11 protein-coding genes are annotated in these 15,838 nt (G+C 65.3%); 7 read left to right on the forward strand and 4 right to left on the reverse strand.

Annotated elements, in window-relative coordinates:
- Nucleotides 1-26 precede the first annotated feature (26 nt).
- From hutH to MNR02_RS10640, 7 genes are all read left to right on the forward strand, one after another.
- On the forward strand, nt 27-1,562 hold the full coding sequence (gene hutH, locus MNR02_RS10610) for a histidine ammonia-lyase (RefSeq protein ID WP_241946752.1): 1,536 nt from the start codon (nt 27-29) through the stop codon (nt 1,560-1,562).
- Between the two features lies 1 nt (nt 1,563).
- Nucleotides 1,564-2,364, forward strand: coding sequence for an N-formylglutamate deformylase (gene hutG / locus MNR02_RS10615; RefSeq protein ID WP_241946753.1), 801 nt, complete (start codon nt 1,564-1,566; stop codon nt 2,362-2,364).
- A 16-nt stretch (nt 2,365-2,380) separates the two neighbouring features.
- Nucleotides 2,381-4,057: a urocanate hydratase gene (gene hutU / locus MNR02_RS10620; protein ID WP_241946754.1), complete on the forward strand. Its 1,677-nt coding sequence runs from the start codon at nt 2,381-2,383 to the stop codon at nt 4,055-4,057.
- Nucleotides 4,057-4,644: a HutD family protein gene (locus MNR02_RS10625; protein WP_241946755.1), complete on the forward strand. Its 588-nt coding sequence runs from the start codon at nt 4,057-4,059 to the stop codon at nt 4,642-4,644. Before hutU ends, MNR02_RS10625 begins: the two co-directional genes overlap by 1 nt.
- Nucleotides 4,645-4,766: 122 nt before the next feature.
- Complete coding sequence (locus MNR02_RS10630; protein ID WP_241946756.1) at nt 4,767-5,543, forward strand: ABC transporter substrate-binding protein; 777 nt, start codon at nt 4,767-4,769, stop codon at nt 5,541-5,543.
- A gap of 76 nt (nt 5,544-5,619) precedes the next feature.
- Nucleotides 5,620-6,639, forward strand: a complete 1,020-nt coding sequence (locus MNR02_RS10635) for a LysR family transcriptional regulator (RefSeq protein WP_241946757.1) — start codon at nt 5,620-5,622, stop codon at nt 6,637-6,639.
- Nucleotides 6,640-6,719: 80 nt separating this feature from the next.
- Nucleotides 6,720-7,844 carry an FAD-binding oxidoreductase gene (locus MNR02_RS10640; protein ID WP_241946758.1) on the forward strand — a complete coding sequence of 375 codons (1,125 nt, stop codon included), beginning with the start codon at nt 6,720-6,722 and terminating at the stop codon, nt 7,842-7,844.
- A 36-nt stretch (nt 7,845-7,880) separates the two neighbouring features.
- On the opposite strand, the gene secD is transcribed toward MNR02_RS10640, so the two are convergent.
- The 4 genes from secD to MNR02_RS10660 all read right to left on the reverse strand — a co-directional run bounded on the left by secD (nt 7,881) and on the right by MNR02_RS10660 (nt 15,818).
- On the reverse strand, nt 7,881-10,418 hold the full coding sequence (secD, locus tag MNR02_RS10645; RefSeq protein WP_241946759.1) for a protein translocase subunit SecD: 2,538 nt from the start codon (nt 10,416-10,418) through the stop codon (nt 7,881-7,883).
- Between the two features lie 104 nt (nt 10,419-10,522).
- Entirely contained in the window at nt 10,523-10,945 is a 423-nt protein-coding gene (locus MNR02_RS10650) for a hypothetical protein (protein WP_241946760.1), read from the reverse strand.
- Between the two features lie 138 nt (nt 10,946-11,083).
- Complete coding sequence (locus tag MNR02_RS10655) at nt 11,084-14,548, reverse strand: AAA family ATPase (RefSeq protein ID WP_241946761.1); 3,465 nt, start codon at nt 14,546-14,548, stop codon at nt 11,084-11,086.
- A 1-nt stretch (nt 14,549) separates the two neighbouring features.
- Entirely contained in the window at nt 14,550-15,818 is a 1,269-nt protein-coding gene (locus MNR02_RS10660) for a DNA repair exonuclease (protein WP_241946762.1), read from the reverse strand.
- Nucleotides 15,819-15,838: the final 20 nt, after the last annotated feature.

Below are 15,838 nucleotides of genomic sequence, written 5' to 3' on the forward strand. Positions count from 1 at the left end.
CACAGTGCTGCATCGGGGAATGAACCATGACGATCACGCTTCACCCGGGCTCCGTGCCCCTGAAAACCCTTGAGACCCTTTACTGGACCGGCGAAGCCACGCGTCTCGATGCATCCTTCGACGCTGGTATCGCAAGAGCCGCCGCGCGAATTGCCGACATTGCCGCGGGCGATGAGCCGGTCTACGGCATCAATACCGGCTTCGGCAAACTCGCCTCCATCAAGATCGCGCCGGCCGATGTCGCCACACTCCAGCGCAACCTCATTCTCTCGCATTGCTGCGGCGTCGGCAAACCGCTTGCCGAAAACATCGTGCGTCTCATCATGGCGCTGAAGCTCATCTCGCTCGGCCGCGGCGCTTCGGGCGTGCGCATCGAGATCGTCCGCCTCATCGAAGCCATGCAGGAAAAGGGCGTCATCCCCGTCATTCCCGAACAGGGCTCCGTTGGCGCATCGGGTGATCTCGCTCCCCTCGCCCATATGACGGCCGTGATGATCGGCGAAGGTGAGGCCTATTATGCCGGCGAACGCCTGCCCGGCGGCGGCGCCCTCGAAAAGGCCGGCCTCAAGCCGGTCGTGCTGGCCGCCAAGGAAGGCCTGGCGCTGATCAACGGCACGCAGGTTTCGACGGCGTTGGCGCTTGCCGGCCTGTTTCGCGCCCACCGCGCCGCCCAGGCTGCCCTTGTGACCGGCGCGCTTTCGACGGACGCCGCGATGGGTTCGTCGGCACCGTTCCATCCCGATATCCACACGCTGCGCGGCCATCAGGGCCAGATCGATGCCGCGGCGGCATTGCGGGCGCTGCTCGCAGGCTCCGTCATCCGCGAGAGCCACATCACCGGCGACGAGCGCGTGCAGGACCCCTATTGCATCCGCTGCCAGCCGCAGGTCGACGGCGCCTGCCTCGATCTCCTGCGTTCTGCCGCCCGCACGCTTGAAATCGAAGCCAATGCGGTCACCGACAATCCGCTGGTGCTCTCCGACAACAGCGTGGTGTCCGGCGGCAACTTCCACGCCGAACCGGTCGCCTTCGCCGCAGACCAGATCGCGATCGCCGTTTGCGAGATCGGCGCGATTGCCCAGCGCCGTATTGCGCTTCTGGTCGATCCTGCCCTCTCCTTCGGCCTGCCGGCCTTCCTCGCCAAAAAGCCGGGCCTCAACTCGGGCCTGATGATCGCGGAAGTGACCTCTGCCGCCCTGATGAGCGAGAACAAGCAGATGGCGCACCCGGCCTCGGTCGACTCGACGCCGACCTCCGCCAATCAGGAAGACCACGTCTCCATGGCCTGCCACGGCGCCCGTCGCCTGCTGCGCATGACGGAAAACCTTTCCGCAATCGTCGGCATCGAAGCCCTGACAGCCGCGCAGGGGGTCGAATTCCGCACGCCCCTCGTCACCAGCCCGGAGCTGCAGAAGGTCGTCGCCGCGTTGCGTACCGTCGTCGCCACACTGGAAGAGGATCGCTACATGGCGCCGGATCTCAGCGCCGCCGGCACCTTCGTGTCGTCCGGCGCGCTCGCCGCCTCCGTCACCAAGGGCATTCTGCCGGTGCTGGGGGGCTGACATGGCGGTGTTCGAGACCCACCAGGGCACCTCGCCCCTCATCCTCGCCTTCCCGCACACGGGCACCGACGTGCCCGCCGCCATATGGGAACGCCTGAACGACAACGGCCGCATCCTCGCCGATACCGACTGGCACATCGAACGTCTCTACGACGGCCTGCTGCCGAACGTGACGACGTTGCGCGCCACATTCCACCGCTATGTCATTGACGCCAATCGTGATCCGGCCGGCGTCAGCCTCTATCCCGGCCAGAACACGACCGGTCTTGTTCCGGAAACGGATTTCGATGGCAAGCCGATCTGGAAGGACGGGCAGGCACCGACAGAGGCAGATATCGCAGACCGGCTCGCCAGTTTCCACGCGCCGTATCATGCAGCCCTTGCCGCCGAGATAGAGCGCATCAAGGCGATCCACGGCGTGGCAATCGTCTACGATTGCCACTCGATCCGTTCGCTTATTCCCTTCCTGTTCGAAGGCAGGCTGCCGGATTTCAACGTCGGCACCGACATGGGAAGGACTTGCGCTCGCGAAATCGAAAGGGTGGCCTGTGAGGTCTGCGCCAATGCTGAGGGCTATACGAGCGTCCTCAACGGCCGCTTCAAGGGCGGGTGGACGACGCGCCATTACGGCAGGCCGGAAACGGGCGTGCACGCCATCCAGATGGAACTGGCGCAAATCAGCCATCTTGCGACCGAGGCCCCGCCCTTCGCCTATGACGAAGACAAGGCCGTGCGGCTGCGGGTCCACCTCAAAGACATCCTCCACCGCATCGCGGCGCTTGCCGCCACCCTTCCACACTGATCCGGGAGACGCAGCCATGACCGATAATCCCCGCCACAATATCCGCGAGGTCCGTGCCGCCACCGGTACCGAGCGCACCGCCAAGAGCTGGCTGACCGAAGCGCCGCTGCGCATGCTGATGAACAATCTCGACCCCGATGTGGCGGAGAACCCGCACGAACTGGTCGTTTATGGCGGCATCGGCCGCGCCGCCCGCACCTGGGCGGATTTCGACAGGATCGTCGCCTCGCTGCGCGATCTCGAAGACAACGAGACGCTCCTGGTGCAGTCCGGCAAGCCCGTCGGCATCTTCCGCACGCACAAGGATGCGCCGCGTGTGCTTATTGCCAACTCGAACCTCGTGCCGCACTGGGCCACCTGGGACCATTTCAACGAGCTGGATAAGAAGGGGCTTGCCATGTACGGCCAGATGACGGCCGGCTCGTGGATCTACATCGGCAGCCAGGGCATCGTGCAGGGCACCTACGAGACCTTCGTGGAAGCCGGCCGCCAGCATTATGGCGGCAATCTCAAGGGCAAGTGGGTGTTGACCGGCGGCCTCGGCGGCATGGGCGGCGCCCAGCCGCTCGCCGCCGTCATGGCCGGCGCGTCGTGCCTTGCTGTGGAGTGCAACCCCGATTCCATCGAATTCCGCCTACGCACCCGTTATATCGACGAGAAGGCCGAAACGCTCGACGAGGCGCTCGCCATGATAGACCGCTGGACGAAGGCCGGCGAGGCCAAGTCCGTTGGCCTGCTTGGCAATGCCGCCGAAATCCTGCCGGAAATGGTTCGCCGCGGCATCCGCCCCGACATGGTGACGGACCAGACCTCCGCCCACGACCCAATCAACGGCTACCTGCCGAAGGGCTGGACGATGGCCGAGTGGAAGGCAAAGCGCGAAAGCGACCCGAAGGCCGTCGAAAAGGCCGCCCGCGCCTCCATGCGCGAGCATGTCGAAGCCATGATCGCCTTTCAGGACATGGGGATCCCGACCTTCGACTACGGCAACAACATCCGCCAGGTCGCCAAGGACGAAGGTCTGGAAAACGCCTTCGCCTTCCCGGGCTTCGTGCCGGCCTATATCCGCCCGCTGTTCTGCCGCGGCATCGGCCCGTTCCGCTGGGCCGCGCTGTCGGGCGACCCAGAGGACATCTACAAGACCGACGCCAAGGTGAAGGAACTGCTGCCCGACAACAAGCACCTGCACAACTGGCTGGACATGGCGAAAGAGCGCATTTCCTTCCAGGGCCTGCCGGCGCGCATCTGCTGGGTCGGGCTCGGTGACCGCCACCGCCTCGGCCTCGCCTTCAACGAGATGGTCCGAAACGGCGAGTTGAAAGCACCCGTGGTCATTGGCCGCGACCATCTCGATTCGGGCTCCGTCGCCTCGCCCAACCGCGAGACGGAAGCGATGAAGGACGGCTCGGACGCCGTGTCCGATTGGCCACTGCTCAACGCGCTTCTCAACACCGCCTCCGGCGCGACCTGGGTGTCGCTTCATCACGGTGGCGGCGTTGGCATGGGCTTCTCCCAGCATTCGGGCGTCGTGATCTGCTGCGACGGCACGGATGACGCCGCCGAACGTATCGGTCGTGTCCTGTGGAACGATCCGGCGACCGGCGTCATGCGCCATGCCGATGCCGGCTACGACATCGCGCTCGACTGCGCGAAGGAAAAGGGCCTGCGCCTGCCCGGCATTCTCGGCAACTGATGGCAACGCTCTTGCGCAACGCAGACCATCGCCGCATGCCGTGGAAGAACGGCGGCGGCGAGACGGTCGAGATCTTCGTGCATCCGCAAGGTGCGGGCCTTACCGATTTCGGTTGGCGTGTCAGCATGGCGACCGTCGCGAGCGACGGGCCGTTCTCCGTTTTTCCCGGCATCGACCGCACGCTGGCGGTCCTGTCGGGTGACGGCATAGCGCTGTCCATCGACGGGTTCGGCGACAGGCTGCTGACGCCGTCCTCCGAACCGCTGGCCTTCCCCGCCGACGCGCCGACGACGGCCCGCCTTACGGGCGGCCCTATCACCGACCTCAACGTGATGACCCGGCGTGGCCACTTCGAGCATACTCTCTCACGCCATACCGCAGACGGGTCGTTCACACTTGCCGCCGCGCCTGGCACGCGCCTGCTGCTGCCGCTTGATCCGCTCGGCGTCGCCACGCCCCAGGGCCTTGTCGGTCTCCAGGCACTGGATGCGCTGCTGATCGACGTCAATATGCAGATCGAGGTGATACCGGCGGGCGATCAGACCACGTTCTACGATATCCGCATCCTTCCCCACACGCCTTCCTGATAGGCGTCGGCCGTGTCATCCACATAAGCTGAAATGATAGCTGATATCATGGCTATCTATTTCGTTTATGCCCGAGCGCGCGCTACCGTCACGCCAGGTCATAACACAACAGGGGAACGACCATGAAAAGAACGCTGCTTGCGCTGGCTGTCGCCGGTGCCGCCTTGATCAACGGACAGGCTTTTGCCGAAACGCTGAAGATCGGGACCGAGGGCGCCTATCCGCCCTTCAACTTCCAGGATTCCACTGGCAAGCTCGGCGGTTTCGATGTCGAGATCGGCCTTGCGCTCTGCGAGAAGATGAAGGTCGAATGCGAGGTCGTGGCGCAGGACTGGGACGGCATCATCCCGGGCCTCATCGCCAAGAAATACGACATGATCATCGCATCGATGTTCATCACCGAGGAGCGCAAGAAGCAGGTCGCTTTCAGCGATCCCTATTATCTTGCCGCCATGACCCATGCCGCGCCCAAGGGCGCCGGCATCACCGACTTCACCAATGAGGGCATGAAGGGCAAGACGATCGGCGCGCAGTCCGGCACGACCCAGGGCGACTATGTCGCGGCGGTCTATCCCGATGCGGATATCAAGCTCTATCCGACACAGGATGAGGTAAACCTCGACATGGCGAACGGGCGTCTCGACCTCCAGGTCGGCGACATGATCCCGCTTCTCGACTGGGTCACCAAGAACGAAGACGGCAAGGCCTGCTGCGAACTCATCGGCAAGCCGATCACCGATCCGAAGTTCGTCGGCGAAGGCGTCGGCATCGCCGTGCGCCAGGACGACAACGATCTTCGCGAGAAGCTCAACGCCGCGCTCAAGGCCATCCGCGAGGACGGCACCTACCAGAAGATCAACGACAAGTACTTCTCCATCGACATCTATACGATGAAGTGACGTACGGGAGGCTATAGCCCTCATCCGCCTATCGGCCCCTTCTCCCCGCTTGCGGGGAGAAGGTCGCGGCAGCGGGATGAGGGCAATCTCGGCGCAAAAGCCGCTTGCCATTCTCCAGCCCACCGTCCTAGCTAGGGGCATGCCGATCAACCGCCTCGAACGCTTCGCCCACAATCTCGACTGGAACCTGCTGCGTACCTTCGTCGTCGTGGTCGAGGAAGGCTCGATCACGCGAGCGGCGAACCGGCTTCTTCTGCAGCAGCCGGCCGTCAGCATGGCGCTAAAGCGGCTGGAGCAGTCCGTCGGCCACCGGCTCATCGACCGCAGCCCCGGCCGTTTCGAGCTGACGGAGGCCGGCGAGCGGCTGCACGATCTCTGCCACGACATCTTCACCGCCATCGTGCGCCTGCCCGAGGCGATGGAGACCTCCGGCGAGGACATTGCCGGTCACATCACCATTCATTCCGTCAGCCATGCCATGAACCCCGGCTGGGACCGGGCCATCGCCGATTTCTTCCGGCTGCACCCGCGCGTCACCGTGGGCGTGACCGTGGAGACGACGACGGATGTCATCCGCTCGGTGGAACGCGGCGTCGCGACACTCGGCCTGTCCGACGGGATCATTCCACCGGAGCTTGAAAAGACGCCGTTCTGCTACGAACACTACGCGCTCTTTTGCGGCCGGGGCCATCGGCTGTTCGGCGTGCCGGATGTCCGGCTGGAGGACCTGCGCGGCGAACCCTATGTGAGTTTCCTCGCCGATGTGCTCGGCGGGCCGCATATGGGACCGGTGACGGCCGTGCGCGCCATCGGCTCTTTCGGCCAGCAGGTGCGTGCCCTCGCCTTCAACGTCGAGGAAGTGCTGCGTCTGGTGGTGGCCAATGCCGGTATCGGCATGCTGCCGCTGCACCTCACGGGACCAGCCGTCGCTGCCGGCGACCTCTGGCAACTGCCGCCGTATGATGCGCTTCCCGTGGCCGAGACGTTCCGCATCACCAATCCCGGTTCGACACTCAACCCGGCGGAACGCGCCTTCCTCGCCCATATGGCAGATGTGCCCGCGTGGCACTGGGGCGAACCGCATCAATCCGACTGATATCCACCTTCACATCTATAAATTTGAAGAATGCCGGCGGCTTGCTTACGGCTTCCTGTGCACGAACGCTGGAGGACGGCATGCAGACTTTCGACATCGCGATCATCGGCGGCGGCATTGCCGGCCTTTCGCTTGCCCATTTCGTCAGCCCGAACCGCTCCGTCGTCGTGCTAGAGCAGGAGGAAGCGCTCGGCTATCACAGCACCGGGCGCTCGGCCGCCGAATTCACGCTGCGCGACAACCCGCCTTTGGTCAACGCGCTGGCCCGGGCCAGCCATGCCTTCATGATGGCGCCGCCGGAGAGTTTCGCTGCGGTTCCGCTCCTTATCCCTCGCGGCAGCATCCTGATCGGCACGCAAGGCAAGGAAGCTCTGGTCAAAGCGCGTTTCGAGGAGGCCAGAGCGCTCGGCGTTGCCGTCGAATGGCTCGACGAGGCCGCCCTGCTGGCGCGCGCACCTCTCCTCGACCCGTCCTATGTCGCCGCCGCCTATTTCGACCCTGACTATTGGGACATCGAGGTGGATGCACTGTTGCAGGCCTATGCAAGACACGCGCGCCGCAACGGTGCCCAGATCCTTGAGAAGCGACAGCTGACATCAGCCAAGCGAACTGGGGAAAGCTGGCTGATCGAGACGAACGAGGAGACGATCCGCGCCCACGTTCTGGTCAACGCGGCGGGCGGCTGGGCCGACACGGTCGCCGGCCGCGCCGGCGTGGCGCCGATGGGGATCGTGCCCCACCGGCGCACCGCCATCACGGTCGATCTGCCGGCAGGGACAGACGCGAATGCGCTGCCGGAAATCAACGAGATCGAGGATACGTTCTACTTCAAGCCGGAAGGCGGCCGCCTGCTCGCCTCTCCCGCCGATGCCACGCCCTGCGAGCCGGGCGACGTGCAGCCGGAAGAACTCGATATCGCCTATGCCGCCCATTATGTGGAGGAAGCGACGACGCTCGACGTGCGCCGCGTCTTCAAGAGCTGGGCCGGCATGCGCAGCTTTGCGCCCGACCATCTGCCGGTCGTTGGTTACGCCAAGGACGAGCCCGGTTTCTTCTGGCTCGCCGGTCAGGGGGGCTACGGCATCCTCACCTCGCCGGCACTCGGCAGCCTCGCCGCCGCGCTGCTGACGGAAAACCCCATACCGGAACCGCTCATGCGAGAGGGTATAGGGGCCGGGACGTTCAGCCCCCGACGCTTCCACTGAAACGAAACGGGCGCCTCAAGGGCGCCCGTTCGTATCTCAGGCTTCCGCAGCCGGCGTTCCGGGCGTGCCGGCCGTGCGGGTTGCGCTGCGATCCTTCCAGTACCGGTTGAGGAAGAGGAGGATCGGACCGCCGATATAGATCGACGAGGTCGTCGCCACGATGACGCCGAACAGCATCGGCCAGGCGAAGGGCTTGACCGTGTCGCCACCCCAGATCGCCATAGGCAGCAGCGAGGCGGCAACGGCAACCGAGGTGAAGATGCATCGCATGACCACCTGGTTGATCGACAGATCAATCAGGTCCGAGAAGGGCATCGTCTTGTACTTGCGCATGTTCTCTCGCATGCGGTCATACACGACAACCTTGTCATTGACCGAATAGCCGATCAGCGTCAGCACGGCCGCGATGGCCGTCAGGTTGAAGTCGATCTGGAACAGCGCGAAGAAGCCGATCATCTTGGTGATATCGAGGATCAGCGTCGCGATGGCGCCCACCGCGAAGTGCCACTCGAAGCGCCACCAGATGTAGATCAGGATCGCCACCATGCCGAGGCCCACGGCGAGGAAGCCGGAGCGGGCGAGCTCGGTACTGACCGTCGGGCCCACCACTTCCGTCCGCTCGAAGCTGGCATCCGGAATGACTTCGGCGACACCGTCGCGGATCTTCTGCAAGGCTGCAGTCTGCACCTCCTCGCCGCCCGGCTGACGCTGGACGCGCACGAGAACCGACGTGCCCTGGCCGAATTCCTGCAACGCCACTTCGCCCAGGTTGAGGCCCTCCATCTTGGAACGCAGCGGCCCCAGATCGATCGGCGTCTTGGACGTTGCTTCAACCTGGATACCGCCGACGAAGTCGATGCCGTAATTGAGGCCCGGCGTGAAGAACAGGATGATGGAACTCGTCGAGATGAAGGCCGACATGGCAATCGCAATATAGCGGCCGCGCATGAAGGAGAAAGTCGGCATGCTCCAGGTCTTGCCGAAGATCGAATGAATCTCGATCTTCTTCATCTTGCGCCAGATCACCGCCTCGCGCATCAGGAAGCGCACGAAGGTGATCGAAGTGAACATCGAGATCGCCAGACCGATGATCATGGTGATGGCGAAGCCGCGAACCGGGCCCGAGCCGAACATGAAGAGCAGGATCATGCCGACCATGGTCGTCATGTTGCCATCGACGATGGTCGCATAGGCCTTGTTGAAGCCGACATCGAGCGCCTTCATGGCGCCTGCCCCGCCCGCGGTTTCTTCTCGGATACGGGCGTTGATGAGGATGTTGGCGTCCACCGCCATGCCGATGCCGAGGATGATACCGGCAATGCCCGGCAGCGTGAGCGTCGAGCCGAGAATGCCAAGCAGGCCGATCGTCAGGATCGTGTGCAGCACCAGACCGAGATTGGCGATGAGACCCCACGAACCGTAGAGCACCTGCATCATGACCACGACGGCGGCAAGGCCGGCAAGGCCGGTGTAGAGACCCATGCGGATCGAGTCCGAACCGAGGTTCGGGCCGACGGTGCGCTCTTCGATGATGGTGAGCGGTGCGGGCAGCGCGCCCGAACGCAGGAGCGCGGAAAGCACGGTAGCTTCCTGCGGGTTGAAGTTACCCGAGATCTGGCCCTGGCCGCCGATGATCGGCTCGCGGATGACGGGCGCGGTCAGAACCTTGCCATCGAGAACGATGGCGAAAGGCTTGCCGACATTGGCCTGCGTGATTTCCGCGAACTGGCGTGCGCCGGTGGAATCGAAGCTGAATGAAACGATCGGCTCGCTCGTACGCTGGTCAAAGCCGGCCTTGGCATCGGCCAGACGGTCGCCCGAAATAGCGACACGCTCTTCGACGGCGTATTTGTTATTGTCGTTGGCGCCGGGCAGGATCATCACGCCACGCGGCGCGACCCCGTTCGGATCCACGGTCTGGTCGACCATGTGGAAACTCATCTGCGCGGTCGAGCCGAGCAGCTGGCGAAGACGCGTCGGGTCCTGGAGGCCGGGCAGCTGGACGAGAATGCGGTCGCCGCCGACACGCTGGATGAGCGGCTCAGCAACGCCGACCTGGTCGACGCGGCGGCGGATGATCTCCAGGCTCTGCTCAACGGCGGCAGACATGCGCTCGTTGATACCGGCTTCCGTCAGCGTGACGTTGATCACCTGGCCGCTGGTCGCCACATCAATATCGGAGGAACCGGTGCCGAAGCCGAGCGTGGATGTCGGCGTGGCGAGCTTGCGCACTTCAGGCAGGACTTTGTCGAGGGCGGCCTGGTCGGGCAGCGTCACGGTCAGCGTCGTGCCGTTCAGGCGCGCGGCGGAGGCGCGTTCGCCGGCCGTGCGCAGGATGGCGCGCGTATCGTTCAGCAGCGCATCCATGCGCGCCTTGCGCAGGGCCGCAGAATCCACCTCCAGAACGAGGTGAGAGCCGCCCTTCAGGTCAAGCCCGAGCGTGACGGGGTTGGCGGGCAGGTAGCGCCCGTATTTCGCCTGCTGTTCAGGCGTCAGCACGTTCGGCACGGCCGCAAGCATCCCGAAGAGGATGAGAAGGGTCGAGACGATCAGTGCCCATTTGGAAGTTTTCATGGGTTTGTTCCAGTTCGACTGCCGGAAAGGCGCGACTGAAAGCCGGCGCCGTCCGTGGGAGCGGTATTTATCGAATGGCGCGGCGCGGCCAGCGCCACGGAGCCTCAGGCAACAAGGGCCGGAGGCGCACGACTGCGGAAGGCGCTGTGGCCGGAGCGAGCCGGCGCCACATCGTCAGCAGCGTGAAAAACCACATCGAGAGCGGTTTCAAAGGGATAGAGCCACGCACCGCTCGCCGAGAGCAACGCCTTGCCGCCGGCATCGCCCTCAGGCAGACCGGCCTTGGCCTTGGCGGCCCGCCGCTCGGCATGGCCGCTCGCGGGGAACCAAAGGTCGTCAGCGGAGGTGGATAGCGGCGACGGTGCGACGCCGCCTTCGGCGGCTGTCGGCTGCGGATGTGCGGCGGTGGGCGTATTCTCAGGCAGGGAAAACTGCGACAGGAACAGGGTGAAAACCAGCACAAGAAAGCCGACGGGTGCAAAACCCCGCTCCCAAGCCGTCCAGTCTTTCCCGGTCCTGATCGTCATGCCCGTCCGTTTTCTCCACGCATTGCGGACGCGAAGCAGGCTTCGCAGCGGCGCCGATGGTGCGCCAAGAACCATTTACGGCCCGCCAAGTCAAGTTCGCGGCGTTAACGCTTCCTTGACGATCCGACGTTTCAGCCCTCACAATTCATGGATCGTGACATCCGGGCAGGCTTCGCGCGCAAGATCACGCAGATGCTGGTGATGGGTGAGATAGATCACCTGCCCGCCCATCGCCATATCACCCATCACCCTGAGCGTGTTCAGCGCCCGGCGGTCGTCGAAGGTTTCCATGATGTCGTCGGCGATGAAGGGCACGATCTCGCGGCTGGCGGCAATCTCGTGATAGCCGGCGACACGCAGCGCCAGATACAGCTGAAAGCGTGTGCCCTTGGAGAGATCCTTGGCGAGTTTCGAGCCGCCGGCGGCGGCATTGACCACGAGAAACTCGCCGTCTTTTTCAAGCACCGTGGACAGCCCGGCATATTCACCGCCGGTGATATCGCGGAACGTGTCGGAAGCCCGCTGCATCATGGCGCTGCGGTGACGTTCGCGGTACAGGCGCAAGGCCTGCTCTGCCGCCATGATTCCGGCGCGGGTCGCCAGATACCGGCGGGATTTTTCCGCAAGCTCGATCAGCGTGGTGCGGCGCCGTTCCTCCAGCGCCGCCGCCTCGTCGCTGCCGGCGACCTTCGCGAGCGCTTCGTCCGCCCGCACACGCGCCAGATGATGCTCCTGCACCTCGCTGTCGAGCGCATCGAACTGCACGGCGAGATCGGCCTTTTCCGCCTGAAGCTGGTCGCCGTCCAGCGCCGCCAGCAGCGCCTCCGCCTCATCGACGGTATCCGTGTGCATTTGCTCCACGAGACTGCGCGCGGCATCCGTGACATGGGAGAGCACATCATCCCGCTGGCGGTAGGCTTCGAGAAGGCTTGCTGCCTCCGCAAGATTGTCGCAACCGAGGAAGGTGAAGATTTCCGAAAGGTGGGCGACGAGCGCGGCGCGCCGCTCCTCCAGCGCCCCCTCCTCTTCCGTGAGCCGCGCCAGCGTCTTGTCGATGGCCTCCCGCCGTTCGCGCATGTTCCTGGCGTCGCCAAGGCGACGGGAAAGACCGGCGACGACGGAAAGGCAATCGTTCTCGTCGAAGGGTTCGTTCAGCCGTTCGGCAAGGCTGTGGGCTCGGTTCGCGTAATCCTGCTGATCGCGGCGCATGGCGGCGATGCGGTGATCGAGCTCGCCCCTGCGCTCGATATTCTGGGCAAGCGCCTGAAGGGCCGGCAGCAGCACGGCCAGCCGGTCGGGCTCGTCGCCGGCCGTATCGCTTGCAAGCCAGGTGCCCGCAACATCCGCATTCCAGGCGTCCTGCCATGCCAAAAGGTCGGCCGCCGCCTCGTCCGCCGCCAGCCGCCGCGCCTCGACGTCCGCCTGCGCCCGTGTAAGGGCATCCGCGGCGGCCAGCCGCGCGGCGTGGGACGCGCGAAGCGCCTCCAACCGATCCTCGGCCAGAACGAGCAGTTCGTCGAAAGGCATCTCGTCCACGTCGACGCCGAGTGCCGGGGCAAGCCGTTCGGCAAGGGCCTGTGCCTCAGCGCCGACAAGATCAGCCTCGACCTTGCAGCGGGCAAGATCGTCGGCTGCCGCAAGCGCTGCCGTCCGACGCTCCAGCCATGCCAGCACCTCGGACGGCGACAGGCTTTCCGCAAGACCCAGCCCACCTGCAAGCGCGGCAATATCGGCCTCGACATCCCGCTGCCCCTGCTCCAGCCGCCCCGCCTCCTCCATGAGAACGGCAAGGCGCGCGGCGGCTTCCGCACCGGCGCGCTCGTGCAGGCGGATTTCGGACAGGCGGTCGGCGTTGCGCAGCCGCAGCTCCGTCGCGCGGTCGTCATCGCGCATCGCCGTCTCGAAGACATCGGCCGTCGAAGCGTCGAGACGCGCGCGATGGGCATGCCATGCAGCGTCACGGGCAATCCGCAGACGCTCGGTCTGCTCGTCACTCACGGCGCCTGTCACCACCAGCAGGGCATCGAGCTTCGCCTTGGCGGAGGCGACGTCAAGGCTGGCGGCGGCGATCTGTTCGTGCTGGCGGCGGTGTGCCTCGCCAGCAGCCTCGCTGCGCCTGCGAAGGGCATCGACATCGCCGGCGGCGGGAACGGCAAGCCGACGCAAGGCGTCCGGCGTGCCGTCCCAGGGCAGAAGATGCGCCATGGCATTATCCGCTTCCTGGGCGGCGACGGCGGCAAGGCGCCGCGCAGCACGCAGCCGTCCCGACAGGTCGTTGGCACGGGCGGCACGCAGTGCGGTGGAAAGCGTGGTCTGCAATGCAGCGTCGCCACCGGCTTCGCCCTCAACCATCCCGGCGTCCCCGCCGAAAGCATCCAACGCCTTCTGCGCATCCGCATGCTCGCGCTTCGCCATCTCGGCGCGCTCCACCAATGTCGCCCGGCGCGAGAGACGTTTCATCAGCCGGTCGGCGAGGCCGACGGGCAGAACAAGATCGGCCGGATCGGTGTTCGGCGCCAGCGTGAGTGCTACGAGCGCATCGGCTATCGTCGCCTCCAGCCGGTCGCGATCGGCCTCGCGCGCAGCGAGGTCCATTCCGGCGGTGCGGAAACGGGCTTCCAGCGCGGAACCGGACAGCGCGAGAATATCGGCCTCGGCATGCAGAATCGCGTCATCCTCCGGCAGGGCGTCGCGCTCGTCGCCGCTCCTGTGGCGCTCGCGCTCCAGATGCTCCATGCGAGCCGCGATCTCCGCTTCTTCCCGCGCCAGTTCACCCAGGAGGCCGCGCCAGCCCGGCGGCGGCGAATCGCCAAGGTCGAAGGCAGCCAGTTCGGCTCGCAGCGCCCGCAGGCGGCGCAGCGACGGCAGCGCGCCAAGGCTGCGCTCCACCTCGACCAGCGCGCCGCGTAGCCTGGTGCGGGCCGCCGTCGCGGCATCCAGCCGGCCGGCCGCTGCATCGCGTTCGCGCATGAGCACGCCGTAGTCGCGGGCGGCAACGTCGAGCGCCTTACGCTCCGCCGCCAGCGCCTCGATCTCGGCCTTGAGATTGGAAAGTCCGTGCTTGCGTCCGGAAGGACGATAGAATTCATCCGCCTCCGCTTTCAGCCCCGCCAGCGCGGAGGCCATGTCGGACAGGCCGGAACTGGCGGAAAACAGCATCGCGCCAAGTTCGCCCTCGCTTTTCAGAATGTCCTCGCCACCCTTTTCGATGCTTTCGTCATCAAGCGAGAACATCGTGCGGTAGGCGTGGCGGTCCATGCCGCCGAGCACGGAGGCGAAGAGCCCGTCCGGCAAGGGCCGGTCGTCGGCGGTCACGAGCGACGTCTGGTTACGTTTGAGCCGATAGGCTTCCCGCTGCAAAGCGCCGATTGAGAGCAGACCGCCGACACGCATCAGCGAATAGGGATGCAGGAACCCGTAGGCGCTGGATTTCTCGATACCGAAGAGCAGGTCGAGATAGGCGGAAAAGAGCGTCGACTTGCCGGCCTCGTTGGGGCCGTGCACGAGATGGAAATCCGGCTTGCCCGGCCGCGCCGCGCCGAAGTCGAGACTGCGGTCCGTGAACTTGCCGTAGCGGACGAGATCGAGACGGTCGAGACGCATCCTATGTCCTCCCGCCCTCGCCGCCGAGGCGGGCAAGCACGGCATCGGCGCCCGTCAGCGCCAGTTCGGACAGCAGTGCTTCCTCGGCCGCCTCGTCCGCAGCAAGCAGGCCACGCGCCTCCTTCGGCAGCTGTCGCAGGAGATCGCTCAGCGCTTCGCGCAGGTCCTCGCGGTAGGCGTGGCTTTCCACGACATTTTCATGCATCAGCCGCGAAAGCTCGCTTACCGGCCCGGCATCACCGCCCGTCGCTGCCGCCGGCACCGTCACGGAAAGTTCGACGGTTTCTATCCAGCATTCGCCAAGCGAGGCTGCGAGGTTCTGCGCTTCGGCCAGAAGCAAGTCCTCGTCGCGGCGCAGGCGCCATGCGAGCGGCGTCGCCCCCGTCAGGAGCAGGCGTGCGACGAGATGCGCACCACCGGCGGCCGCGCGTGCCGTACCAAGTGCGGCCTCCACCCGGTCGAGCATGCCGCTCCAGTCATCGATATCGGAGAGATCCACGGCGATGCGCTCGAACACGGCAACGGCGACGGCGCGCTCCTCGCAAGTGATCGTGCCGTCGTCATCGATATCGACGAGCGTGACGCCCTTCGGACCGGCTTCGTTGATATCGCGGCCCTGCGGATTGCCGGGCATGACGATCCAGGGCTTTTGCGCATGCACCCGCCGCTGGTGAATATGTCCGAGCGCCCAATAGTCGAAACCGTGACCGGAGAGATCAGCGATGCCGACCGGCGCGTAGGGGTCATGACGGCTGGCACCGGCCAGGCTCGTATGCATCACGCCGATATTGATGGCGTCCGCCACGGGCGCGCGATAGGTCGGCAGCAGCGAGGCTGGCGCGTGCGGATTGGCGAAGCTGACACCATGCACATGCACCTCGCGGCCGTTCGCCAGCGTGCCTGCCAGCACAGGCCGGCCGCGGCCATCGAAGACATGAACATTCGGCGGGAAGGTCAGCTCGCGGGTGATCTGCGATTGCGCATCGTGATTGCCGCGAATGACGAAGACGCGAATGCCCGCCGTCTCCAGCCGTCGCATCTGCTCCATCAGAAAGAGCGCAGTCGCCATGGAGGTCTGCGAGCCGTCATAAAGGTCGCCGGCGATCACCACGGCATCGACCGCCTCCCCCAGCGCCAGATCGACAATGCGTTCCAGCGCCTTGCGCGTTGCGCCGCGCACGAGATCGCCAAGCTCGGCATTGCGCAGCGCAAGCGATGTCAGCGGCGAATCGAGATGCAGATCGGCGGTGTGGATGAAGCGGAAAGACATGGCCGGACAATCGCCTCCGC

The sequence above is a fragment of the Shinella sp. H4-D48 genome (assembly GCF_022637395.1).
GTDB classification, from domain to species: domain Bacteria; phylum Pseudomonadota; class Alphaproteobacteria; order Rhizobiales; family Rhizobiaceae; genus Shinella; species Shinella sedimenti.